This window comes from Photobacterium sp. (assembly GCF_033720175.1).
Taxonomy (GTDB): Bacteria; Pseudomonadota; Gammaproteobacteria; order Enterobacterales; family Vibrionaceae; genus Photobacterium.
Genome location: NZ_JAWWDA010000014.1, coordinates 81,021 through 100,524, shown reverse-complemented (window position 1 = coordinate 100,524; position 19,504 = coordinate 81,021). Strand labels below are relative to the sequence as shown.

Genomic DNA, 19,504 nt, shown 5'->3' with positions numbered 1-19,504 from the left:
CTCCCGTTTTGAGATGAAATGTTACTAAAACTAACATTTCATATCTCACGACTTGACTGAGCCAGATCTAACTGTACAGTTAGCACCAAATAAATACTGGGAGCTAAACGGAAGCTGCTACCTGCTTTAAGTTAAACACCATCCTGCCCGTATCTGTTACCCGGTTATGGTTTTTAGCTTAAACGTTCATGAAGGACTCGTTAACCAATACCGCAATTATATGGTTACCCCGATCTCAGACTGTAAAGGCATGACAGCACACAGCTCATACATTAATTTACGCATTACAAGAGATCCAAAGCATGGCTATTTCGTTAGGGAACGCCTTTATAAAGAACTTTTTAGGTAAGGCACCTGATTGGTACAAAATTGCAATCATTGCATTTCTAATTATCAACCCTGTTGTTTTTTTCCTCATCGACCCTTTTGTTGCGGGTTGGTTATTAGTGATAGAATTTATCTTCACTCTGGCCATGGCATTAAAGTGCTACCCATTACAACCCGGTGGTCTGCTGGCGATTGAAGCTGTCGCTATCGGTATGACCAGCCCAGCTCAGGTTAAACATGAGCTGGTTGCAAACATCGAAGTAATACTACTGCTGATCTTTATGGTCGCGGGTATTTACTTTATGAAGCAGTTGCTGCTTTTTATCTTTACCAAAATTCTTATTGGTATTCACTCAAAAACCCTGTTGTCGCTTTCCTTTGTGGTAATGGCTGCTTTTTTGTCGGCTTTTCTTGATGCGCTGACGGTTATTGCTGTTGTAATTAGTGTGACCATTGGTTTCTATAGCATCTACCACAAGGTCGCATCGGGGCAAGAGCCTCATTCAGCCCACGACCACACAACCGATTTACATATTCGCGAAGTGAGCCGTAACGACCTTGAGAACTACCGCTCATTCCTGCGCAGCCTGCTGATGCATGCGGGTATTGGTACTGCGTTGGGTGGGGTTATGACCATGGTCGGTGAACCTCAGAACCTGATCATTGCCGATCAGGCGGGCTGGATGTTTGGTGAATTCATTATCCGCATGGCCCCCGTCACTGTCCCTGTTTTCATCTGCGGTCTACTTACTTGCGTGCTTGTCGAAAAATTCCAGATTTGCGGCTACGGTACTCGCCTGCCGGAAAATGTCCGTAAGATCCTGGTTGACTTTGACAACGAAGAGCGCAGAAACCGTACCAACATTGACTACGCTAAGCTGACTGTTCAGGCGTTAATTGCGGTATGGCTCATCATAGGATTAGCATTGCACTTAGCCGCGGTCGGCCTGATCGGTCTGACGGTCATTATTTTCGCCACCTCTTTTACCGGTATCACCGAAGAGCATGCATTAGGCAAAGCGTTTGAAGAAGCGCTGCCATTCACCGCATTACTCGCGGTCTTCTTCTCGATTGTCGCGGTTATTATCGACCAACACCTATTTGCGCCGATTATCAATATGGTGCTGAGTCTGGAAGGCAGCGCTCAGATGACGATGTTCTATATTGCCAACGGCCTGCTGTCGATGGTGTCAGATAACGTCTTCGTCGGTACGGTTTATATCAACGAAGTGAAAACCGCGCTGGTTAACGGTGTGATCACCCGTGACCAGTTCGATATGCTGGCCGTCGCGATTAACACCGGTACCAACCTGCCGTCAGTGGCGACCCCGAACGGTCAGGCGGCCTTCCTCTTCGCGTTGACCTCCGCTTTGGCTCCGTTAATCCGTCTGTCGTATGGCCGCATGGTGTATATGGCACTGCCTTATACCATTGTTCTGGCACTGGTTGGTCTCGCGGGTATCGAGTTTATGCTGGCACCTATGACCGCATGGTTCTACGACATGGGCTGGCTAGCTCATCATACAGCAGAAGCCGTGTCGGCTATCGCACCTGCTGCTGGACATTAATTGAATCTTTCGCGAAGATAAGAGTCATATATAATACTTCAAAGCCCTGATAAGTCAGGGCTTTGCTTTATTCCAGTTAGCTTAGAGATCATCCTATGCAATTTCTGAATACATTTTCAAAAAATCGGACATCATGGCTGTTACTGCTGCTGTTCATTATCTTCTTTGAAGCTTGTGCCCTGTTCTTCCAGCACGCAATGAAACTTGGACCTTGTGTGATGTGTATTTATGAACGCGTTGCGATGATGGGCATGGGTTTTGCGGCTATTGTCGGTCTTATTGCACCACAGAATGCGATATTTCGCTGGGCAGGGCTGGCTGGCTGGGGCTACAGCGCATTCATCGGATTACAACTAGCCCGTCAGCATGTCGATTATCAGTTCAACCCGTCCCCTTTCGCGACGTGTGATCTGTTTGTTCAGTTTCCGAGCTGGGCACCGCTCAACCAATGGGCTCCATGGATGTTCGAAGCCTATGGCGATTGCAGTGAAGTGGTGTGGAGTTTCCTCGGCCAGTCGATGCCACAGTGGTTAGTGGTGATTTTTGCCGCGAATCTAATCGCACTTGCGTTGATTGTTATTGCGCAGTTTTTTGATAAAAAAGATTAAACTTACTAGTGGCGAGAAAAGAGATCTCGCCTCTATCTCTCGCGCCTTTTACCTAGTCACTCCCCCCTTGAGTGAGCGCCTCGACAATCGGGTAATCCGCCGGACACAGCTCGTACTGCGCTATCGACACTTTATCAACCCAGATTGCATCCTGATGGCTATGAAGCTGCAGCTCGCCAGATTGCCAATGACTGATATAGCCTTTAAGGTGAATGATCTTATCACCATAATCAAAAAGACTATCAGCCAACCACTTTCCGGTGGTTGTCTGTATCGCCAGCTCTTCTGACAGCTCACGCTCTAATGCTTGTTCCGGTGTTTCGCCCGCTTCCACTTTGCCACCGGGAAACTCCCACAGACCGCCTTGGCTTGCATGCTCAAAGCGTTGGGCAAGCAGATAATGGTCCTCTTTTTCAATCACACCCGCGACGACAATAATGACGGGTTTGTCCTGGTGGCGAACGGTACGTACTGTCGCAGAATGCTCAGACATTACTTGCCACAGCAGTGTTTGAATTTTTTGCCGCTGTCACACAGGCAAGGATCATTACGGCTCATCTCTTTATAAGGATTTACCGCCTGCGCTGCTGCGCCTTGCTGAAATTCATCTGCCGCCATCACGACTTCAGTGAGCATCAACGGTAATTGAGAATACAAATCGGACAGTGCCGGCATGCCTGTCACACCAGCCTCTTTCATTTGAGCCCGCGTTTCTTCTTCATCCAGCAACAACATCAACGTCGTAATTAATGCTGACAGCATACGCATGGTACCGTCAGACATCGTCTGCTCAGCCCAATTAGGCTCAATGGTCGGCCAGACAGCCATAAACCCTTCGGCAAAATGACTCAATGCCTCCGTCACGCCTTGTTCCGCATCCCATTCCAGCGCTGTTGGCAGTTCGAACTCACCGGCTTTGATGTAGCAGTACTGCTGTTCAAAATGACCTAATACAGCCTTTTTCTGCTCTGCCGTCACCGCTCTTTGCTCATCTTCAACCACACCACCGTTGATTAACGCCGGCAACCATGTCTCTGGCTCCAGAGGTTTAGGATTCGCATTGGCTGCCAGTAAAGCGCCTTCAATAAACGCTGCAGGCATTCCTTCCCAGTCCGCTGGTAGTGTCATTAAATCTGTCATTTTCTTTTCCGGTTTTCGAACAATTCTGAAGATGGAACGATTATATACCAACTCACCTGACAATATACGTTGCAAAAAATATCGACGGGATCATGTTGTCTTCAACTCAACAACACTCTTCAATGTTTTTTGTTGAAGTTTGATAGCGATACAGGCCAAACTGATGATTGCCACCAAATAGAACGATTAAACTAAACGCATTTATATATGCCGCTATGAGGAATAACGTTGATGAGTCAGGTAAAAGCAAGTGCGATTATTGCCGGAGCCAGCGGTTTAGTCGGAGATGAGCTGCTTCATCTGCTGCTCGCACATGACCACTTTCAGAGAGTCTATTCCCTTTCTCGCCGCGAGCTTCCTTTTCACAGCAAAAAGTTAGTACAAATTATTCATCCTGAGCTGCGGATTACTGCTTGGGATGAAAGCGATATTACCCCGACCTATGGCTTTATCTGCCTGGGAACAACAAAGAAACAGGCCGGGAGTAACGCCGCCCTTGAAGCCGTTGATTTTCAGCTGGTCAAAGACGTTGCCACGACCATGCAATTACTTGGAGTGACCAACTTGGTGGTGATCTCCAGCTTGTTTGCGCACCCATGGTCACCCTCTCATTATTTACGCAGCAAAGGGAAAATGGAAAAAGCGCTCAGCAAACTGGGGTTTTCCCGCTGTACCTTTGTTCGTCCCGGGCCATTGAAAGGAGAGCGATCGAAACCAAGGCACGGTGAGATCATCAGCCAGCGTATTTTTGCGCTAATTAAACCGCTGCTAGTCGGTCCGCTGGCCCACCTCAATCCCATCCCGGCAGAAGATGTTGCTCGCAGCATGCTGGCACTGAGCCTTGAGCACAAGCGCGTTGATAATCACAGCGTGAGAATTGTTGCAGGTAAATCGATACAGCCACACACCCACCACTCATCTTAAATGCCTGCCCTTCTCATGATCAGGTGACAAAACCTCGATTCCGAACTAAAATCTTGCACCCTTTATCCATTCGCTTAACGATGGCCAAATGGTAATGTGAATGGATATTAAACGTTGAGAGGTGTTATGCGAGTCATATTGGGTCCGATGGAAGGCGTGTTGGACCATTTAATGCGAGAGATGCTAACCGATATTAATGACTATGATCTGTGCGTGACTGAATTCATCCGCATCATAGATCGTCTGTTACCGAATAGTGTTTTCTATCGCTTGTGCCCAGAACTGCACAATGGCGGCAAAACAGCTGCCGGCACCCCCGTTCGCGTCCAGCTATTGGGACAAGAACCTCAATGGATGGCTGAAAATGCCTATCGTGCGATTACCTTAGGCTCTGCTGGCATTGATATTAACTTTGGCTGCCCGGCAAAATCGGTTAACAAAAGTCGTGGCGGGGCCGTATTGCTCAAAGATCCAGAGTCGATCTATCAGATAGTCAAAGCAGTGCGCGGTGCTGTTCATCCGACAAAACCGCTCACCGCCAAGGTACGCTTAGGCTGGGATGATCCCAACCATTGTTTTGAGATAGCCGATGCCGTCGCGCAGGCAGGGGCCGACGAAATCGTTATTCATGCCCGTACCAAGGTTGATGGCTATAAAGCCGATGCCATTAAGTGGGATTACATTCGCCAGACCAAAGAAAAAATCACCATTCCGATCATCGCTAATGGTGAAGTCTGGAATTACCAAAATGGTCAAGCCTGCCTGCAAGCCACCAATACAGACTCCCTGATGGTCTGTCGTGGTGCCCTCAATCTGCCTAATCTGTGTAACGTGGTGAAACGCAACGAAGACCATATGACATGGAGTGAAGTGCTCGAGTTACTACTTCGCTACTCTCAATTTGAAATTAAAGGCGATAAGGGGCTTTACTACCCGAATCGGGTGAAACAGTGGTTTGCTTATCTTCGCCATCAATACCCTGAAGCCAAAGTGCTATTTGCCGATATTCGCAGTCTGAACAAAGCCGCGCCAATTATTTCGCTTCTGCAACAGGCTCACCACCATCAAGCGGCTTAATTTTGTTGAATTAACATCTTCAGGTAGGTACCTTCATCCTTTACAATTTTTTATCGGATGTTTATGAAATCCCTACCCTGGAATGCCTGGCTACTGGCTTTAGTCCAACCTTTTGTCTTATCGGTCGGCGCCCTTAATGTGTTTCTCGGTGGGATTATTGGTGCTCAGTTACAACCAAACCCGGAGCTGTCAACTCTGCCGGTAACGGCTCTGATCGTTGGGGTGTCATTAAACATATTTCCATCGGCTAAAATTCAGCACAAGTTCGGACGGAAAAATGCCTTCATTAGCGCCGCCATTATCAGTGGTTTTGTCGCTTTTGCTGCCGCTTTAGCTATTGAAAAAGAGTCGTTCTGGGGCTTTGCCTTATGCTGTTTCCTTCTCGGTACCCAGTTAGCTTATGTCGGTCAGTACCGCTTTGCTGCCATTGAATGCTGTAAAACACCCAGCCAACACCCCAGTGTGATCAGCTTGGTGCTGGTCGGAGGGATTGCGGCCGCCATGATGGGCCCGGAACTACTCAATATCGGTCAATTCATTCCGATTTATTTGTCTCAATACGCCAATGCTTACAACGCACTGGGGATCATCGAATTAATTGGTGCAACCATCTTGCTGATTGCAATGAAGCCCATCAGCATCAGGGACGACCTCAAAACCAACGGCACCGACCGCCCCTTCTCCCAGGTGTTAAAACAACCCCTGTTATGGCTTGCTACCGGCGCCAGTCTGACTGCCTATGCCGTAATGGCCTTTTTAATGACAGCCACCCCACTGGCAATGCAACACCATGGTCATGATATCCAAAGTGCTAAGTGGGTGATCCAGAGCCACGTTATGGCTATGTATTTACCCTCACTCATTACGCCTATTCTCATCAGGCATATCGGTACCTACCGCCTGATCTATGTCGGTTGTCTGATCATGATCAGCTGCATCATCATAGGCCTTCTCGGGAACAGTGTTCATAGCTACTGGTGGGCATTAGTTTTGCTGGGCATTGGCTGGAATTTCTTGTTTATCAGCGGCACCACCTTGCTACCCAGTACCTACCGTGCCAATGAACGCTTTAAGGTCCAGGCGCTCAATGATTTCTCTATCACCGCCTTTCAGGCCACAGGATCCCTAGGAGCCGGCATGGTGCTCTTTACCCAAGGCTGGAACTGGATGCTGATCGCATCAATTTTTCCGGTAGTGACCTTATTGTTGCTCAATATGGTAGTGAAAAAGCGATAACCACTTTGAAGATGCGTTAACTAAAAGCCTCTGAACGCCCGATATAACAATGCCGCCACTGTCGCCATGATAGTGGCGACAAAATGGCGGCATTCGTCGTTTAATACGGTTTCGAACAGTCTTTCTCGTGACAAGAAAGCTGGTTACCCGCAGTTATACGGATTGGTATTAGCCCGGTATTCTATTGGGGTGATTCAAGATGTGGTCTTCCCAATCGATCACCTCGATTTCGTAGACCACTTTATCGCGAACTGACTCGCCAGCTTGGTGCATCGCTTCTTTTGAACCGGAGATCAAAGGATGCCACTCGGGTAGCGCTTTCCCTTCGGCAAGTAAGCGGTAAGCGCAAGTGTCAGGTAACCAGACAAACTCATCAATGCGTTCACGAGTCAATTTCAGACACTCTTCGCCGGATTCAAAACGATTTGGGTAGTCTTTGCATGAGCACGTGTTGTTATCCAGCAAGCTACAGGCTACGTTGGTGAAATAAATCTCGTCAGTATCATCATCTATTAACTTGTGCAGACAACACTTACCACAACCATCACAGAGTGATTCCCACTCCGGATCAGTCATTGCCGTTAAGCCTTTCTCTTCCCAAAAACGTGCCATGATACCAACCTTATCTTTGACCACCCTCAACCTGTATGGCAGAAGGAGGCGGTTTTATAGCTGCCTCGCAGGTAAAGTGCAAGCAATTAATACCGTTCGAAGGTCAGGAGTCACTGTGGGGGATTAATATTTAGGCCGTATTAATCCACGATTTTTTGACCCTGAAGTGTTTGAATGGTAACTTTCGCACCCGTTTCGAGTGGTTAATAAAGTATAGGTGGGTTATGGAATGTCGTTTAGGCTGTGGAGCGTGCTGTATTGCACCTAGTATCTCTTCTGCGATCCCGGGAATGCCAGAGGGAAAGCCCGCGGGGATTCGCTGTATCCAGTTAAATGAAAATAACCTGTGTAAGCTTTTCGGTAAACCAGAACGTCCGCCGGTATGCCATCATTTCAAACCTTGCCCGGATGTCTGCGGATCATCGAACGAGGAGGCACTACAGGTTATCTCAGAACTTGAAAGCATGACCTGAGGCCATGCTTCCTATCGGTTAGAACAGAATTTTGAAATACGTTTAAATCTCTGTTCACATATTAAACAGTGACAGTTCCCGTCAGAATACGCAGGGTAGCTTTGGCACTTTCAACTGCCTGATGGCCAGAAAATGTCAGATAACCTCCGTCCTCTTGAGTGACCAGCCCTTTCTCAAATAAACGTTTTGCTGCTGCTACCATTTCAGGCGCTGCGTCACCGCGGACTTTGATCCCTTCTAAATCGCTGTGCATTGGAAATTTCACGAGAAGGTTCATTTCATCAACAAGTTCTGCAGTATACGGCATAGTTACCTCTTTTATAAATTACGACCAATTAAATCTTGGTTTGTTTCCGATGTTTTAATACTAGCGGCTGATAAGAATAAAAGTAGGTGATGAGATCAATCTCTTCCAATCTTTGCGGCCAAGAAAGCGACCCAGTTCAAATATTCGGATATTTATACCTGCTGTATGCAACAACAGAGTATTCAACTGATATTCCAAGTGCTTAGCCATGCCGAACTTTAGTCAGAGCACATGACTTCTCGAAGTCTTTTTCAATAAGAGTCGTCACGACAGATCATAAAAAACCGCTCATTTCGAGCGGTTTTAAAGCTATATCGACATAGGTACTTTGATTTCTTACGCCTGAATACCGACGATTAACCAAGGCGCATCAGGTGCCCGTAGATCTCGTTCCAGATGCCAGATATCAGTGATATCTTCCTCGACACCTTCAGCGCGATCTTTATAACGGCCAGAGAACTTGATACTTAGCTGCGCCAGGCTTGCATCGTAATCTGCTCGAACAAGCTCTGCGTCGACATACATCACTTCAGTCTGTTGCTCGCCATCAAGCTTGGCACGTTCAGCGCAAAGATCTGCAAACAGGGCTGGTGATACGTATTCGCGAACTTTCTCAAGCTCGTTATGATTCCATGCGCCTTGCAGAACACGGTAATGATCACGCGAGCCATTTAAAAATGCATTCATATTGAAGTTTGGCGGCAGATTAAACGGCACATCGCTATCTGTCGAACCATAGTCGGCCGCAGTATCTGCTTGCTGTGATGCCGCACTCACTTCAGGTGCCTGGCGATACTGCTGCTGGCTTCGTTGTGATGAATTACCCGCATAAGCTTCGCGGTGCCCCATAGGGGTACTTTTCGCGCCACGCATAGTCTGGAACAGTTTGAAGATAACAAATGCAATCAATCCAAAGATCAACATATCCATAAATTGAATGCCTTCAAAAGCTCCACCGAAGAAAGCGGCAAGCAAACCACCGGCAAGAAGCCCACCCAGCAGCCCTCCCATCAGGCCTTTTTTGCTCGATTGAGCAGCTGTTGGGCTTTGTTTGCCAACCGTATCAGTTTGCTGTGGCTGTTTTTTTTGTACTGGAGCCGTTTTGAAACTTTTACCAAACGACTTACCGCCACCGAATTTTTTTGCCTCAGCATGCGGAGTCATAAACGACACTGCAATAATCAGAGTAAATAGAGTAAAAAAACGTTTCATTAGTTTATATACCTTTGCCATATTCTCCGAGCATCCTATCGGGCTACCTTAGAAAGTCAATCAAACAGACGTCTCAAATTGTTACGAAAATTAATGAAGATCGACAAAACTGGAAAATACTAGGCCCTTGGCGCTCGGGCACTTTACAGAGATTTGATTGTCCAATCGTCTAGTCTTTGATAAAAAGCGACTTAGACAAACTAATACAGACTCACAGGTGGAAACATGCAAGATACACATAGCAAACTGATCGGCTATTTACTGTGGATTTTTGGCTTTACCGGTGCGCATCGCTTCTACTATGGAAAACCGGTCACGGGAACAATCTGGTTTCTGACTTTAGGCCTTTGCGGTATTGGCTGGCTGATTGACCTGTTCCTAATTCCGTCAATGGATCGCGAAGCGGATTTACGCTTTCAGGCTGGCGAAGTGGATTATAACGTTTCCTGGCTGCTTCTGACTTTTCTCGGTGTATTCGGTGTGCATCGTATGTACATGGGAAAATGGCTAACGGGTATCCTCTACCTCTGCACTTTCGGTTTTTTCCTGATTGGTATTCTGGTTGATTTCTGGACCCTAAATGAACAGATATCTATTAGAAATTCAGAGAAAAACGCCAGATAATTGAATAAATTAAAACTTTTCACTTGGCATATTCCAACTATGATTAACAAGTGAGAGAATTATCACAAGTAAGCCTGTAATTTAGCACACCGCAGGCTTTTCCCTTGACCATCTTGGTTGTGAACAACTACAGTATCGAACGTTTTTCTATAACAATTTATAAAAATCTGAGCCAGTATCCCTTGGTTTGGCATCGGATTAGCAACAAGAATATAACCCATTAAGAGTATTTTTCGATGGCAAGACGAAATGACCATACTCGTGAAGAGTTGGTAAGTATGACACTGGAGCAGGTGAAAAATTTTCTAAGTGAGCATCCGCACCACGAGCTCAGCCTGCGTAAAGTCGCAGCAATGATTGGCTATGTACCTAGCACCCTGGTAAACGTTTTTGGTAACTACAATCTGCTATTACTTCATGCTGTCGCTCAGACATTAGATGAATTGTTTGCTGAAGCCGCAAACGAAATGAAAAACGCAACATCACCTGAAGACGCACTGCGCAGACTGGCGTATTGTTATCAGGAATTTGCGGCATCTCATCCCTACCGTTGGCAGCTAATTTTTCAACATACCATGAGCGGCGATGATCTGCCTGAGTGGCAATCTGAACGTATCGATAAAATGACCGGAATGCTGGAAGCACTGATCCGTCAAATCACACCGGAAAAATCTGAAAAAGAGATCATGGAAGCGAGCCGCGTACTTTGGGCTGGCGTTCACGGTATCACACTGCTTAGCGTTGACGATAAACTCTTCACCTCAACCCCTGTTGACGGCAAAGTACTCATCGATAACTTATTGGATACCTATCTCAACTCCTGGCGCGTATAAACGGAGCTTTCAATGCGCACACAGCCCCAATCCCGACTGTTAACTAAACAGCGTTTTTTACCGTATTTTCTCACTCAGGCGCTTGGGGCTTTTAATGACAATGTCTATAAGAATGTGTTACTCATTCTTATCGCTTTTGCCGCTCCCGGCACCCTGCCCCTCGATTCAGATTTAATCATTAATCTGGCGGCGGGGGTATTTATACTGCCTTTCTTCCTTTTTTCAGCTTCTGCCGGAGTACTGGCGGATAAATACGATAAAGCGCTGATCATGCGTATCGTTAAGATGGCCGAAATCATCATTATGGCGCTGGCCGCTGTCGCTTTTCTCGCTGAAAGCTACATGATGCTGCTGGTTTTGCTATTTCTTATGGGAAGCCAGTCTGCCTTTTTCGGGCCGGCTAAATATGCCCTGCTGCCCCAGCATCTGAAAAAAGAAGAATTAGTCTCAGGGAACGCGCTGGTTGAAACCGGAACGTTTCTGGCGATTTTACTCGGCACCCTGCTGGCAGGCGTTATCGCGAATCAGAAGGATGCTCCCATCATCGCTGCGATCAGTGTGGTCAGTTTTGCGGTCTTAGGCTATCTGACATCGCGCTGGATACCAGAAGCGAAGCCAAGCAACCCGAATCTTGTTTTTAAATGGCAACCTGCCCGCCAGACCCGTCATACTTTAGCCATTGCCAGAAACGATAAGACCATCTTCCTGTGCGTGTTAGGCATCAGCTGGTTTTGGTTCCTCGGAGCCTGTTACCTGACCCAGTTTCCAAATTTCGCGAAAATGCATTTAGGGGGGGGCGCCGCTTCTGTTTCTTTCCTGTTGGCCCTGTTTTCAATCGGTATTGCGGTCGGATCTCTGCTCTGTGATCGCCTCTCTAGTCACCGCATTGAGCCCGGAATTGTTCCTTTGGGCAGTTTGGGCATTACATTGTTTGGCGCCGATCTGCTGTTTGCTGCACCTGAAATTATTCCTGTTTCCCGAAGTATTGCTGAATTTATCTCTCAGCCAGAATTATTCCGGGTCTTCATTTCTTTAACTATGCTTGGCGTGTCTGGCGGTATTTTCATCGTCCCGCTTTACGCTATGATGCAACACCGTGCTAAAGCAGGTGAGCGTGCGCAAATCATTGCAGCCAACAATATCTTAAATGCGTTGTTTATGGTTGCCAGTGCAATTATTTCGATCCTCTTTTTGTCGGTCCTTGACCTCAGTATTCCGCAGTTTTTCTTTGTCCTCTCGGTAATGAACCTGTGTGTTGTTCTCTATCTCTACATACAGGTTCCTGACTTCTTCTGGCGCTTTCTGGTATGGATGGTGACCCATACTATGTATCGAGTCACCCATACCAACCTGGCAAGTATCCCTAAACAAGGCGGCGCATTGCTTGTCTGCAATCATGTCAGTTATATGGATGCCTTGTTGCTGGCTGGTGCCTGCCCCCGTCCAATCCGTTTCCTGATGGATCAGGATATTTATAACCTTCCACTGATCCGTGCTTTCTGCCGTGCCTGTAAGGTGATTCCGGTCAATGCCTCTGATGGCAAGTCAATCCGCACCGCCTTCAGTCAGGTTTCAGAGTATTTAGACAATGGCGATCTTGTTTGCGTCTTTCCGGAAGGTCAATTGACCCATGACGGTGAAATCGGCCCTTTCCTACGCGGTATCGATATCATTATCAAGCACTCAGCGGTGCCGGTTATTCCTGTCGCCCTGCAAGGCCTGTGGGGGAGTTTATTCAGCCGTGAAGGCGGCCGTGCTCTGCTGAAAAAGCCCAAGCGTTTCTGGTCCAGAGTCAATATTGTTGCCGGATCCGCTCTCACGTCAAGTGAAGCGAACAGTACGACACTGCGGGAGCGAGTAATGGCACTTAGAGGAAAGAATCGGTAAAGAAGTGACGAGTATCGAGTATCGAGTATCGAGTATCGAGTATCGAGTATCGAGTATCGAGTATCGAGTATCGAGTATCGAGTATCGAGTATCGAGTATCGAGTATCGAGTATCGAGTATCTAGAGCCTAGTCTCTCGCCACTCGATACTCCAATACTCGCTTGTATCTCTTAAATCTCAAAGCTGGCAAATCAACCAGTGTTTCAGTTTTTCCCGTGATACTTTTATGCCTGATTTGGCAAAACCTTCGGGTAACGGGTAATAACAAATTGGCCGCTTGAACGTCACAACCTGCTCTGCCATATAAGCTTGCAGGTTATTGACCAGCTCATCGGTTAATACCGATCCGGGCTCGACAATGGCCACCGGGCGCTGGCCAAATTCCGAGTCTTCAACCGGCAACACAAATGCCTGCCTGATATCAGGGTGAGCCAGTAAAACCCGTTCCACGTCTTCAGGCTGAATATTCTCGCCTCCGGAGATAAACATATTGTCGGCACGCCCGATAATATGCAGTTCTTCATTTCGCCATTCGCCTAAATCACGGGTTGCAAACCATTCACCTTCGCAGGCCGGAAATATTGTTTTATTCCGGTAATAGCCCAAGCCCAAGGTTGCACCGCGCACGAAAATCTCGCCATTTTTCAACGTCAGTTCACGGTTGGGTATGACCGCACCGACTCCGCCGCTGGCATCAGCCCTTTTCGCGGTCACAGTCGATCCCATCTCCGTCATACCGTAGCCACACCAGCAATTGATGCCGGAAAGCTCGGCCTGTTCAGTCAGGCTTATCGGGATAACAGTACCACCTAGCAGTACCTTTTTTAACCTAAAAGTTACCGAGGGGTCGCGTTCCTGATATGCCAGAAAACGCTGTAACTGGGTCGGCACCAGAGAGGCGTGAGTCACCTGAGTTAATGCCCTGTCAAAGTCGACAGGCCGTGCCACAACCAACCTGCCACCACGGTATAACCAGCGCCAGACTATCGCCAAACCTGAAATATGGAATAACGGCAGTGAAAGTAACCAGCTATCATCCTGGGCGAAATCCATCCACGCCAGCAGGCCGGCAGCACTGGCTAAATGATTGCCTGCACTATGGACCGCCACTTTCGGTGTTCCTGTCGAGCCCGAGGTAAAAGTCATTGTCGCCGGCCGTGTTGGCTGCCAGGTTACAGGAACCAATCGGGGATTCTGCGGCGGCAGTAAATACAATCGCTGGCCCGAGATAAGCGGATGTACTGTTTTTGCCGGATACCAGATAAAATCATGCTGTAACTGATCAAGCTGGGCATTTAACTCAACCTCGGTATGACGAGGATTCAACCCGACATACCGTGCCCCTACCCGCAAGGTTGCCAGCAGCAGCCATAAAACCTGAATCGAATTGGGGGCGACAACCGCAATCAACTGATCACGCTTGACCCCCTGCTCAAGCAGGCATTGTGCATACTCGTCAACCCGTGCCGTAACTTCAGCCCAGCTGAAGTGTTGTTCGCCAAACGAAAGAGCGGTCGCTGACGACCGCTCTGATGCCCAATGTTGCCAGGGCCATGTGGCGAAGTCGTAACTTACTTCTGCCATACCGCCTCAAGTGTTGCTAAAGACGTCACCGGCAAATTACTGTCCGGCCACGGTGTTTCCAGCTGAGCCGCAAACAGCTGCATAGTATCCAGTCCCGGGATCACCCCCGGCGTTTGCCATGCTGCCAGCCGTGCCAGCTGGTTTAAACCCAGGCTGGATTCTATGCTGGAGCTAATCACCGCGGTTAAGCCTGCGGCATGCGCCTGGCTGACCAGCTCAATACAGCGTTGTACGGAGCCCACCAGCGTCGGCTTTATAATGATTGCCACCACGCCGGGTTCAGCCTTTACCTCAAAGCCTTCATCACGTACGGTTTCATCCCATGCGATGTTAATACCCGTTTCCTGGGAAAAAGCCAGACTGTCAGCCGGTGTCTTACAAGGCTCTTCCAGGAAGGCAATACCTGCTCGGTGCTCAGGTTTCACGTATTTAGCAAACTGCCGAGCCTTAACCGGTGTCCACTGGCGATTTGCATCTAAGCGCAATCTTATTTCCGGAATAGCTTCAATGAACATGTTAGCCACGATCCCATCACGGACCGCTTCATACATACCCACTTTTATTTTTGCCACTTTCTCGCCGGGCATCTCATTCAGTCGGACAATCAGATCATCGGGATCGCCAGAACACAGCGGGGCCACCAGATAGTTGCCTTCAGCAGGCAACCCGCCAGCGAGTTCAAGTTGTGCCATGCTCAGACCAAATGCAACGGATGGAAATGCCTGAGAGAGATCAAGGTTGTCCCCCTCGATCCAGGCTTCCAGCAGTTGCTGAGCTTGTTCTCCGGCTTGCTGGACTGTTTCCCGGCTAAACTCTGGCAATGGTGCAATTTCACCATAACCGACTGCTTCGCCATCACGTAATTCGACAACCCAGCCGTCACGAGTGACTAAACGCTGATGGCGTAAGATAACGCCTGAATCCATGGGTAACTGGTATTGATACAACTTAACACTACGCATAGTTTCAGCCTGCCTTATGACTCTCGCCATGTTTAATTCCAATCTGTTTTACAAAATTATTAATTACCGTGCTGAACTCATGAGGCCGTTCAACATGCACATTATGTCCCGCCGACGGGATCACCCGATAATCGAATGCGGTGCCCTCGACCAGACGTCTGAATTTGCTGTCCTGCTCGCCACAGACATAGAGTACGGGCAGGGATAGTGCTGCTAATTTTTCTTGCAGCGGGGGCTGCTTTGCTAAGGATGTAGCAAGCAGCATACGTGCAACACCGGAACCAAGGTTATCACTCCGTTTCAGTATCAAACTTTGTCTTTGGTCATGATTCAGTGACGAAAAGACAGGTTGTTGATACCAATCAGGTAAAACCTTGCCAAGTGATTCACGGGTAAAACGCTGCGCCCATTTTTCATCATTTGCAAATCTTGCGGCACATTCTATTGGCGGCAGCCCGAAATGACCACCTTCCAGGATCATACCGGCCAATCGGGCTGAGCTTTCAAGATAAGGGTGAGTGGCATGATACATCGCCAGCCGTGCGCCCATTGAATAGCCGATCAACACATAAGAGGTGATATGGCGGTGAGCCAGCGTTTGGTGTATCAGCTGATTAACCTGAACAAAATCAGCCGCCGATAACATCTGGCTGTTACCATGTCCGGGTAAATCAATGGTCAGGCAGAAATAATGCGGGGACAGCGCATTGATGACATGGCGCCAGTCCCGCCCGGATCCCAGTAATCCGTGCAGAAACACCAGGGTGGGTTGCGGCCAGCGAAGATCATGCCTGACACCATAGCTTTCAGAGTAAAGAGGCATCTCTGATCTCGGCAAATAACGCTTTTAACAACTGTCCGGCCTGACCCGGAGGGGTCTTAACTTCAATCAGCGTCGGGCCGCTCTGGCTCAATGCCTGACGACACATTTGCTCCGCCTGTTCCAGCGAATCCGGACAATAATACCCTAACCCGAACATCGCCGCCGCATGACTGAACTCCAGCCCATGCGGCATTCGGTAGAAATCCTCCCGCTGCTGCTCCGGTACCGGCAGCAAATCAAAGATCCCGCCACCATCGTTGTTCGTCACCAGAACCACGACAGGATGTGAAACCTCGCGAAGTAACGCCAATGAATTCAGATCATACAAGAGTGACGTATCCCCCAGCAGGCATAACAGCGGCGCTTTCCTGGCTTTGTATACCCCGGCAGCTGTCGCAATCAAACCATCAATACCCGAGGCGCCGCGGTTGGAAAATGTCGCGGTCTGCGGCAATTTTCCACACATATCAAGCAGGCGAACGATCAGGCTGTTGCCGAGAAATAACTCGGTACTCTCCGGTAGCCACCGGGGCAAATTCGCCGCAAGAGTGATCTCGGTAAGCTCTGAACAGTGCACCGCTAGCATGTCGAAGTAGCGGCTGGAAGCGAGCTGTAGCGGCTCAGCCCAACCAGAATGAGTACTGGCTAGTGACTGCTCAGCCGCGAACGTCGCCCACTGCTTAATATTTGCCTGAATACGATGACTACGCCGATGAGTGGGGTCTAGCCGCCCGGCTAACGGATCCACCAGCCAGTATTGTTCCCAATCAGAATTGTCGATTAACTGCAGCAGGCGCTTAGAAACCAGGCGGGCACCAAATTGCACGATGGTGTCGGCTTGCTTGAGAAAATTATGACATTCAGCATTTTGCATCCAGACATCAAACCCCGCCCAGTCGCTGCTGCCCCCGCCTTGAGGATCAACCAATAATGGCCAGCCCAATTTTTCGGCCAATGCTTGGACCGCTGGCAACGCCTCGGGCTCTAACCGGCCCGCAATCACAATGCCTTTGCGCTCGGTCAGCGACTGCCATTTATACGCATCAATCGAAATGTGATGGCCGGCGGCCTGACTGTGCATGGTATAAGGCTGAACATCACCCTGCCAGGTTCCTAACGGGCTAAGATATTCAGTAAAATCAGCGTCATCGCCATAGAGTGGTTCAGGATAGTGACAGTTAAAGTGGACAGCACTGCCCTGCAGCTTTTGTTGCTGCATGGCTTCGTCAATGGTCGTTAACAGCCAGGCTGGAGACACCGCTAATGTCGGCGACGGGATATCATGAAAGGCGGTCACATGCTGTGAAAAAATACCTGACTGGCGGATCGCCTGATTCGCCCCGCACTGAATGAGCTCCAATGGTCGGTCAGATGTCAGCAACACCAGTTTCTCACCGGTCAAACCGGCCTCTGCGACCGCGGGCAGTAAATTTGCGACGGCCGTTCCCGACGTCACCACAACGGCGACCGGTTCCTGGGTCGCCTTGGCTAAGCCTAAAGCCAGAAAGCCAAGTCCACGTTCATCAAAATGAGGATGGATCGTCAGCTGGCGGTTATCGACTGCCGCCAGCGTTAACGGCGTCGAGCGAGAGCCGGGTGCGATGCAGATATGTTTAACGCCCAGCCGGGCCAACTCTTCTAACATCAAGCCAGCCCACAGCTTATTCAGTGCCGCTTGCTGTTGTTTCATATCCAAGCGCTCAGCTTCCAAGGCCGGTGTTTCCAAGGTCGATGTTTCCAAGGTCAAAGCGTGCGAGGTCAATAGCCCTTCAGTCATGCAGATACTCGCTCCAGTTCCGGCTCATCCGATTCGAGCAAGCTGCATAATGTGGCGGTTTTACGATCCAGTTCCATCCACTCGCTATCAGCGGTTGATCCCGGAACAATACCGGCTCCGGCAAAAACGTGCACTTCTTCGCCCATGATCAATGCACTGCGAATGGCAACACAGAATTCACTGCGTTGACGGCTGATAAACCCCACCGCACCGCTATACCAGCCGCGTGCGAACGGTTCATGCTCGGTAATGAAGCTCAGCGCCTGATCGCGAGGCAATCCGGCAATCGCCGCCGTAGGCTGCAGGTTATCGAGTAGGTCGGCACTGGAGACGTGCTCGTTTAATTGCACCTCAATACCGCGTTTTATGTGCTGCACTTTACGTAACCGTACCAGCTCCGGTGCTTTCGCAACATCCATAGATTCGCAGCAAGGAACCAGACGGCCGACAATGTCGTCCACCACTAAGCGGTTCTCGTAACGGTTCTTCGTGTCGGCCATCAGCCACTGGGCTAACTGGTTATCTTCCACCGCATTCAGACCGCGACCTACCGTTCCCGCCAATGCCTCGGTTTTTAGTTCGCGATCATGGCGTAAAAACAAACGCTCCGGCGTCGAACCGATAAAACTGTGTTTCTCATCCAGCGCCATCATAAAGTGGAAGCTGTTGCTATTGCTGGCTCGGCTGGCTTTCAGTAATTGTGCTGGTGCGACGGGCGTGTCCAGCTGAAGCGTCGTACGACGGGCCAGCACCACTTTGTCTAAGACTTGTTGCGAAATGGCTTCAAGCGCCTGACTGATCATCGTCGACCAGCCGGAAAAATCAGGCGTATCGGTGCGGCCAATGATCGTGCTGCGGATACCCGGCATCTTTTTCGCTGTGGTAGTAACTTGCGCTAAAGCCAGCAACAATTTCTCTTTCTCAGCAGGCAGGTTAACAGCTAGGTGCCTGCTGCCATCGATACGGATAACTTCAAGCAGTGGCAGGAAGAAAAAAGAAGACAGGCAGCGACGATTTCGACGGGTTCGTCCGTCAAACGAACGCCCGCCCCAAATTCGCTGATCATCAGACAGCACTTTCTCAGCGACCATCGGGTCGGTAAACGTTTTGACCTGACCTAATGCAACAACCTCTTCACGGCTATCACGGGACTGCCAGTAGAATTTCGGGAAGAGCGGCTGGGATTCCATCCAATCAATCAGGTCGGTATTTGCTGGTAAATCCAGTGATACCGTCAAACGTTGGGTTGTATCTGACGCTTGTTGAATTTTATCGATTAAAACTTCAATGGCAGTTTGTAGCGCAATCAAGGTAACCTCACTCAGCTCTGTAGCACCATAAAGGCTCATCCCTGGCTGATTGTAGATGTGCCGTTCACTGGGCACGCAGTTCTACCTTCATGTTAGTTAAATAGCATAACCACATAGTGAATCGACTATTCTACCCTACTTATTACCCGCATGGAAAACTGTTCTGTAGCAGATCACACTCCCTGAAAAAGTATTTAATTACATATAATATCGTTTCACC

Annotated in this window: 19 protein-coding genes; 9 read left to right on the top strand and 10 right to left on the bottom strand. The window is 48.9% G+C overall.

Translation table 11 applies throughout. From position 1 onward, the window contains the following. Positions 1-302: 302 nt before the first annotated feature. A complete protein-coding gene (gene nhaB, locus R3289_RS15515) occupies positions 303-1,895 on the top strand; it encodes a Na(+)/H(+) antiporter NhaB (RefSeq protein ID WP_318926596.1) in 1,593 nt (530 codons plus the stop codon). Between the two features lie 95 nt (positions 1,896-1,990). Next, positions 1,991-2,503, top strand: coding sequence for a disulfide bond formation protein DsbB (gene dsbB, locus R3289_RS15510; RefSeq protein ID WP_318926595.1), 513 nt, complete (start codon positions 1,991-1,993; stop codon positions 2,501-2,503). Positions 2,504-2,555: 52 nt separating this feature from the next. Here the strand turns inward: dsbB and R3289_RS15505 are convergent, their stop codons facing one another. Together R3289_RS15505 and R3289_RS15500 are read right to left on the bottom strand one after the other, a co-directional pair. Then, on the bottom strand, positions 2,556-2,996 hold the full coding sequence (locus R3289_RS15505) for a (deoxy)nucleoside triphosphate pyrophosphohydrolase (protein WP_318926594.1): 441 nt from the start codon (positions 2,994-2,996) through the stop codon (positions 2,556-2,558). After that, positions 2,996-3,643 carry an SEC-C metal-binding domain-containing protein gene (locus tag R3289_RS15500; RefSeq protein ID WP_318926593.1) on the bottom strand — a complete coding sequence of 216 codons (648 nt, stop codon included), beginning with the start codon at positions 3,641-3,643 and terminating at the stop codon, positions 2,996-2,998. The genes R3289_RS15505 and R3289_RS15500 overlap by 1 nt, the downstream gene beginning before the upstream one ends. Positions 3,644-3,874: 231 nt before the next feature. Here R3289_RS15500 and R3289_RS15495 point away from each other — a divergent pair, with 231 nt between their 5' ends. From R3289_RS15495 to R3289_RS15485, 3 genes are all read left to right on the top strand, one after another. Beyond that, on the top strand, positions 3,875-4,567 hold the full coding sequence (locus tag R3289_RS15495) for an NAD-dependent epimerase/dehydratase family protein (protein ID WP_318926592.1): 693 nt from the start codon (positions 3,875-3,877) through the stop codon (positions 4,565-4,567). A gap of 126 nt (positions 4,568-4,693) precedes the next feature. Continuing rightward, entirely contained in the window at positions 4,694-5,644 is a 951-nt protein-coding gene (gene dusC / locus R3289_RS15490; protein ID WP_318926591.1) for a tRNA dihydrouridine(16) synthase DusC, read from the top strand. Positions 5,645-5,707: 63 nt separating this feature from the next. Next, positions 5,708-6,880 (top strand): MFS transporter, encoded by a 1,173-nt coding sequence (locus R3289_RS15485; RefSeq protein ID WP_318926590.1) that lies wholly within the window; start codon positions 5,708-5,710, stop codon positions 6,878-6,880. A 168-nt stretch (positions 6,881-7,048) separates the two neighbouring features. Here R3289_RS15485 and R3289_RS15480 read toward each other — a convergent pair whose 3' ends face one another. Next, positions 7,049-7,492: a YcgN family cysteine cluster protein gene (locus R3289_RS15480; RefSeq protein ID WP_318926589.1), complete on the bottom strand. Its 444-nt coding sequence runs from the start codon at positions 7,490-7,492 to the stop codon at positions 7,049-7,051. A 224-nt stretch (positions 7,493-7,716) separates the two neighbouring features. On the opposite strand from R3289_RS15480, the gene R3289_RS15475 reads away from it, so the two are divergent. Next, complete coding sequence (locus tag R3289_RS15475) at positions 7,717-7,965, top strand: YkgJ family cysteine cluster protein (RefSeq protein WP_318926588.1); 249 nt, start codon at positions 7,717-7,719, stop codon at positions 7,963-7,965. A 61-nt stretch (positions 7,966-8,026) separates the two neighbouring features. Here R3289_RS15475 and R3289_RS15470 read toward each other — a convergent pair whose 3' ends face one another. Continuing rightward, positions 8,027-8,272, bottom strand: a complete 246-nt coding sequence (locus R3289_RS15470; protein ID WP_318926587.1) for a TIGR02647 family protein — start codon at positions 8,270-8,272, stop codon at positions 8,027-8,029. A 336-nt stretch (positions 8,273-8,608) separates the two neighbouring features. Continuing rightward, a complete protein-coding gene (locus R3289_RS15465) occupies positions 8,609-9,484 on the bottom strand; it encodes a Tim44-like domain-containing protein (protein ID WP_318926586.1) in 876 nt (291 codons plus the stop codon). A 225-nt stretch (positions 9,485-9,709) separates the two neighbouring features. Here R3289_RS15465 and R3289_RS15460 point away from each other — a divergent pair, with 225 nt between their 5' ends. The 3 genes from R3289_RS15460 (at position 9,710) to R3289_RS15450 (ending at position 12,828) form a co-directional block, all read left to right on the top strand. Then, positions 9,710-10,108: a TM2 domain-containing protein gene (locus R3289_RS15460; RefSeq protein WP_318926585.1), complete on the top strand. Its 399-nt coding sequence runs from the start codon at positions 9,710-9,712 to the stop codon at positions 10,106-10,108. 236 nt (positions 10,109-10,344) lie between these two features. Further along, complete coding sequence (locus R3289_RS15455; RefSeq protein WP_318926584.1) at positions 10,345-10,941, top strand: TetR-like C-terminal domain-containing protein; 597 nt, start codon at positions 10,345-10,347, stop codon at positions 10,939-10,941. Positions 10,942-10,953: 12 nt separating this feature from the next. Then, positions 10,954-12,828, top strand: coding sequence for an MFS transporter (locus tag R3289_RS15450; protein WP_318926583.1), 1,875 nt, complete (start codon positions 10,954-10,956; stop codon positions 12,826-12,828). Positions 12,829-13,005: 177 nt separating this feature from the next. On the opposite strand, the gene menE is transcribed toward R3289_RS15450, so the two are convergent. The 5 genes from menE to R3289_RS15425 form a co-directional block, all read right to left on the bottom strand. Next, positions 13,006-14,412 (bottom strand): o-succinylbenzoate--CoA ligase, encoded by a 1,407-nt coding sequence (gene menE / locus R3289_RS15445; protein WP_318926582.1) that lies wholly within the window; start codon positions 14,410-14,412, stop codon positions 13,006-13,008. Then, the gene (menC, locus tag R3289_RS15440; protein ID WP_318926645.1) at positions 14,400-15,374 is read right to left on the bottom strand and encodes an o-succinylbenzoate synthase; all 975 of its coding nucleotides are present in this window, start codon (positions 15,372-15,374) and stop codon (positions 14,400-14,402) included. The genes menE and menC overlap by 13 nt, the downstream gene beginning before the upstream one ends. Positions 15,375-15,378: 4 nt before the next feature. After that, entirely contained in the window at positions 15,379-16,197 is an 819-nt protein-coding gene (gene menH, locus R3289_RS15435; RefSeq protein WP_318926581.1) for a 2-succinyl-6-hydroxy-2,4-cyclohexadiene-1-carboxylate synthase, read from the bottom strand. Then, positions 16,181-17,887: a 2-succinyl-5-enolpyruvyl-6-hydroxy-3-cyclohexene-1-carboxylic-acid synthase gene (menD, locus tag R3289_RS15430; protein ID WP_318926644.1), complete on the bottom strand. Its 1,707-nt coding sequence runs from the start codon at positions 17,885-17,887 to the stop codon at positions 16,181-16,183. Before menD ends, menH begins: the two co-directional genes overlap by 17 nt. Positions 17,888-17,970: 83 nt before the next feature. Beyond that, positions 17,971-19,323, bottom strand: coding sequence for an isochorismate synthase (locus R3289_RS15425; protein ID WP_318926643.1), 1,353 nt, complete (start codon positions 19,321-19,323; stop codon positions 17,971-17,973). Positions 19,324-19,504: the final 181 nt, after the last annotated feature.

Coding starts and splice junctions, on each gene's coding strand:
- R3289_RS15500 (WP_318926593.1), bottom strand. CDS start 3,643: ATGACAGATTTAATGACACTACCAGCGGACTGGGAAGGAATGCCTGCA.
- R3289_RS15495 (WP_318926592.1), top strand. CDS start 3,875: ATGAGTCAGGTAAAAGCAAGTGCGATTATTGCCGGAGCCAGCGGTTTA.
- R3289_RS15485 (WP_318926590.1), top strand. CDS start 5,708: ATGAAATCCCTACCCTGGAATGCCTGGCTACTGGCTTTAGTCCAACCT.
- R3289_RS15425 (WP_318926643.1), bottom strand. CDS start 19,323: ATGAGCCTTTATGGTGCTACAGAGCTGAGTGAGGTTACCTTGATTGCG.
- R3289_RS15450 (WP_318926583.1), top strand. CDS start 10,954: ATGCGCACACAGCCCCAATCCCGACTGTTAACTAAACAGCGTTTTTTA.
- R3289_RS15480 (WP_318926589.1), bottom strand. CDS start 7,492: ATGGCACGTTTTTGGGAAGAGAAAGGCTTAACGGCAATGACTGATCCG.
- dsbB (WP_318926595.1), top strand. CDS start 1,991: ATGCAATTTCTGAATACATTTTCAAAAAATCGGACATCATGGCTGTTA.
- nhaB (WP_318926596.1), top strand. CDS start 303: ATGGCTATTTCGTTAGGGAACGCCTTTATAAAGAACTTTTTAGGTAAG.
- R3289_RS15455 (WP_318926584.1), top strand. CDS start 10,345: ATGGCAAGACGAAATGACCATACTCGTGAAGAGTTGGTAAGTATGACA.
- R3289_RS15475 (WP_318926588.1), top strand. CDS start 7,717: ATGGAATGTCGTTTAGGCTGTGGAGCGTGCTGTATTGCACCTAGTATC.
- dusC (WP_318926591.1), top strand. CDS start 4,694: ATGCGAGTCATATTGGGTCCGATGGAAGGCGTGTTGGACCATTTAATG.
- R3289_RS15470 (WP_318926587.1), bottom strand. CDS start 8,272: ATGCCGTATACTGCAGAACTTGTTGATGAAATGAACCTTCTCGTGAAA.
- menH (WP_318926581.1), bottom strand. CDS start 16,197: ATGCCTCTTTACTCTGAAAGCTATGGTGTCAGGCATGATCTTCGCTGG.
- R3289_RS15465 (WP_318926586.1), bottom strand. CDS start 9,484: ATGAAACGTTTTTTTACTCTATTTACTCTGATTATTGCAGTGTCGTTT.
- R3289_RS15460 (WP_318926585.1), top strand. CDS start 9,710: ATGCAAGATACACATAGCAAACTGATCGGCTATTTACTGTGGATTTTT.
- menD (WP_318926644.1), bottom strand. CDS start 17,887: ATGAAACAACAGCAAGCGGCACTGAATAAGCTGTGGGCTGGCTTGATG.
- R3289_RS15505 (WP_318926594.1), bottom strand. CDS start 2,996: ATGTCTGAGCATTCTGCGACAGTACGTACCGTTCGCCACCAGGACAAA.
- menC (WP_318926645.1), bottom strand. CDS start 15,374: ATGCGTAGTGTTAAGTTGTATCAATACCAGTTACCCATGGATTCAGGC.
- menE (WP_318926582.1), bottom strand. CDS start 14,412: ATGGCAGAAGTAAGTTACGACTTCGCCACATGGCCCTGGCAACATTGG.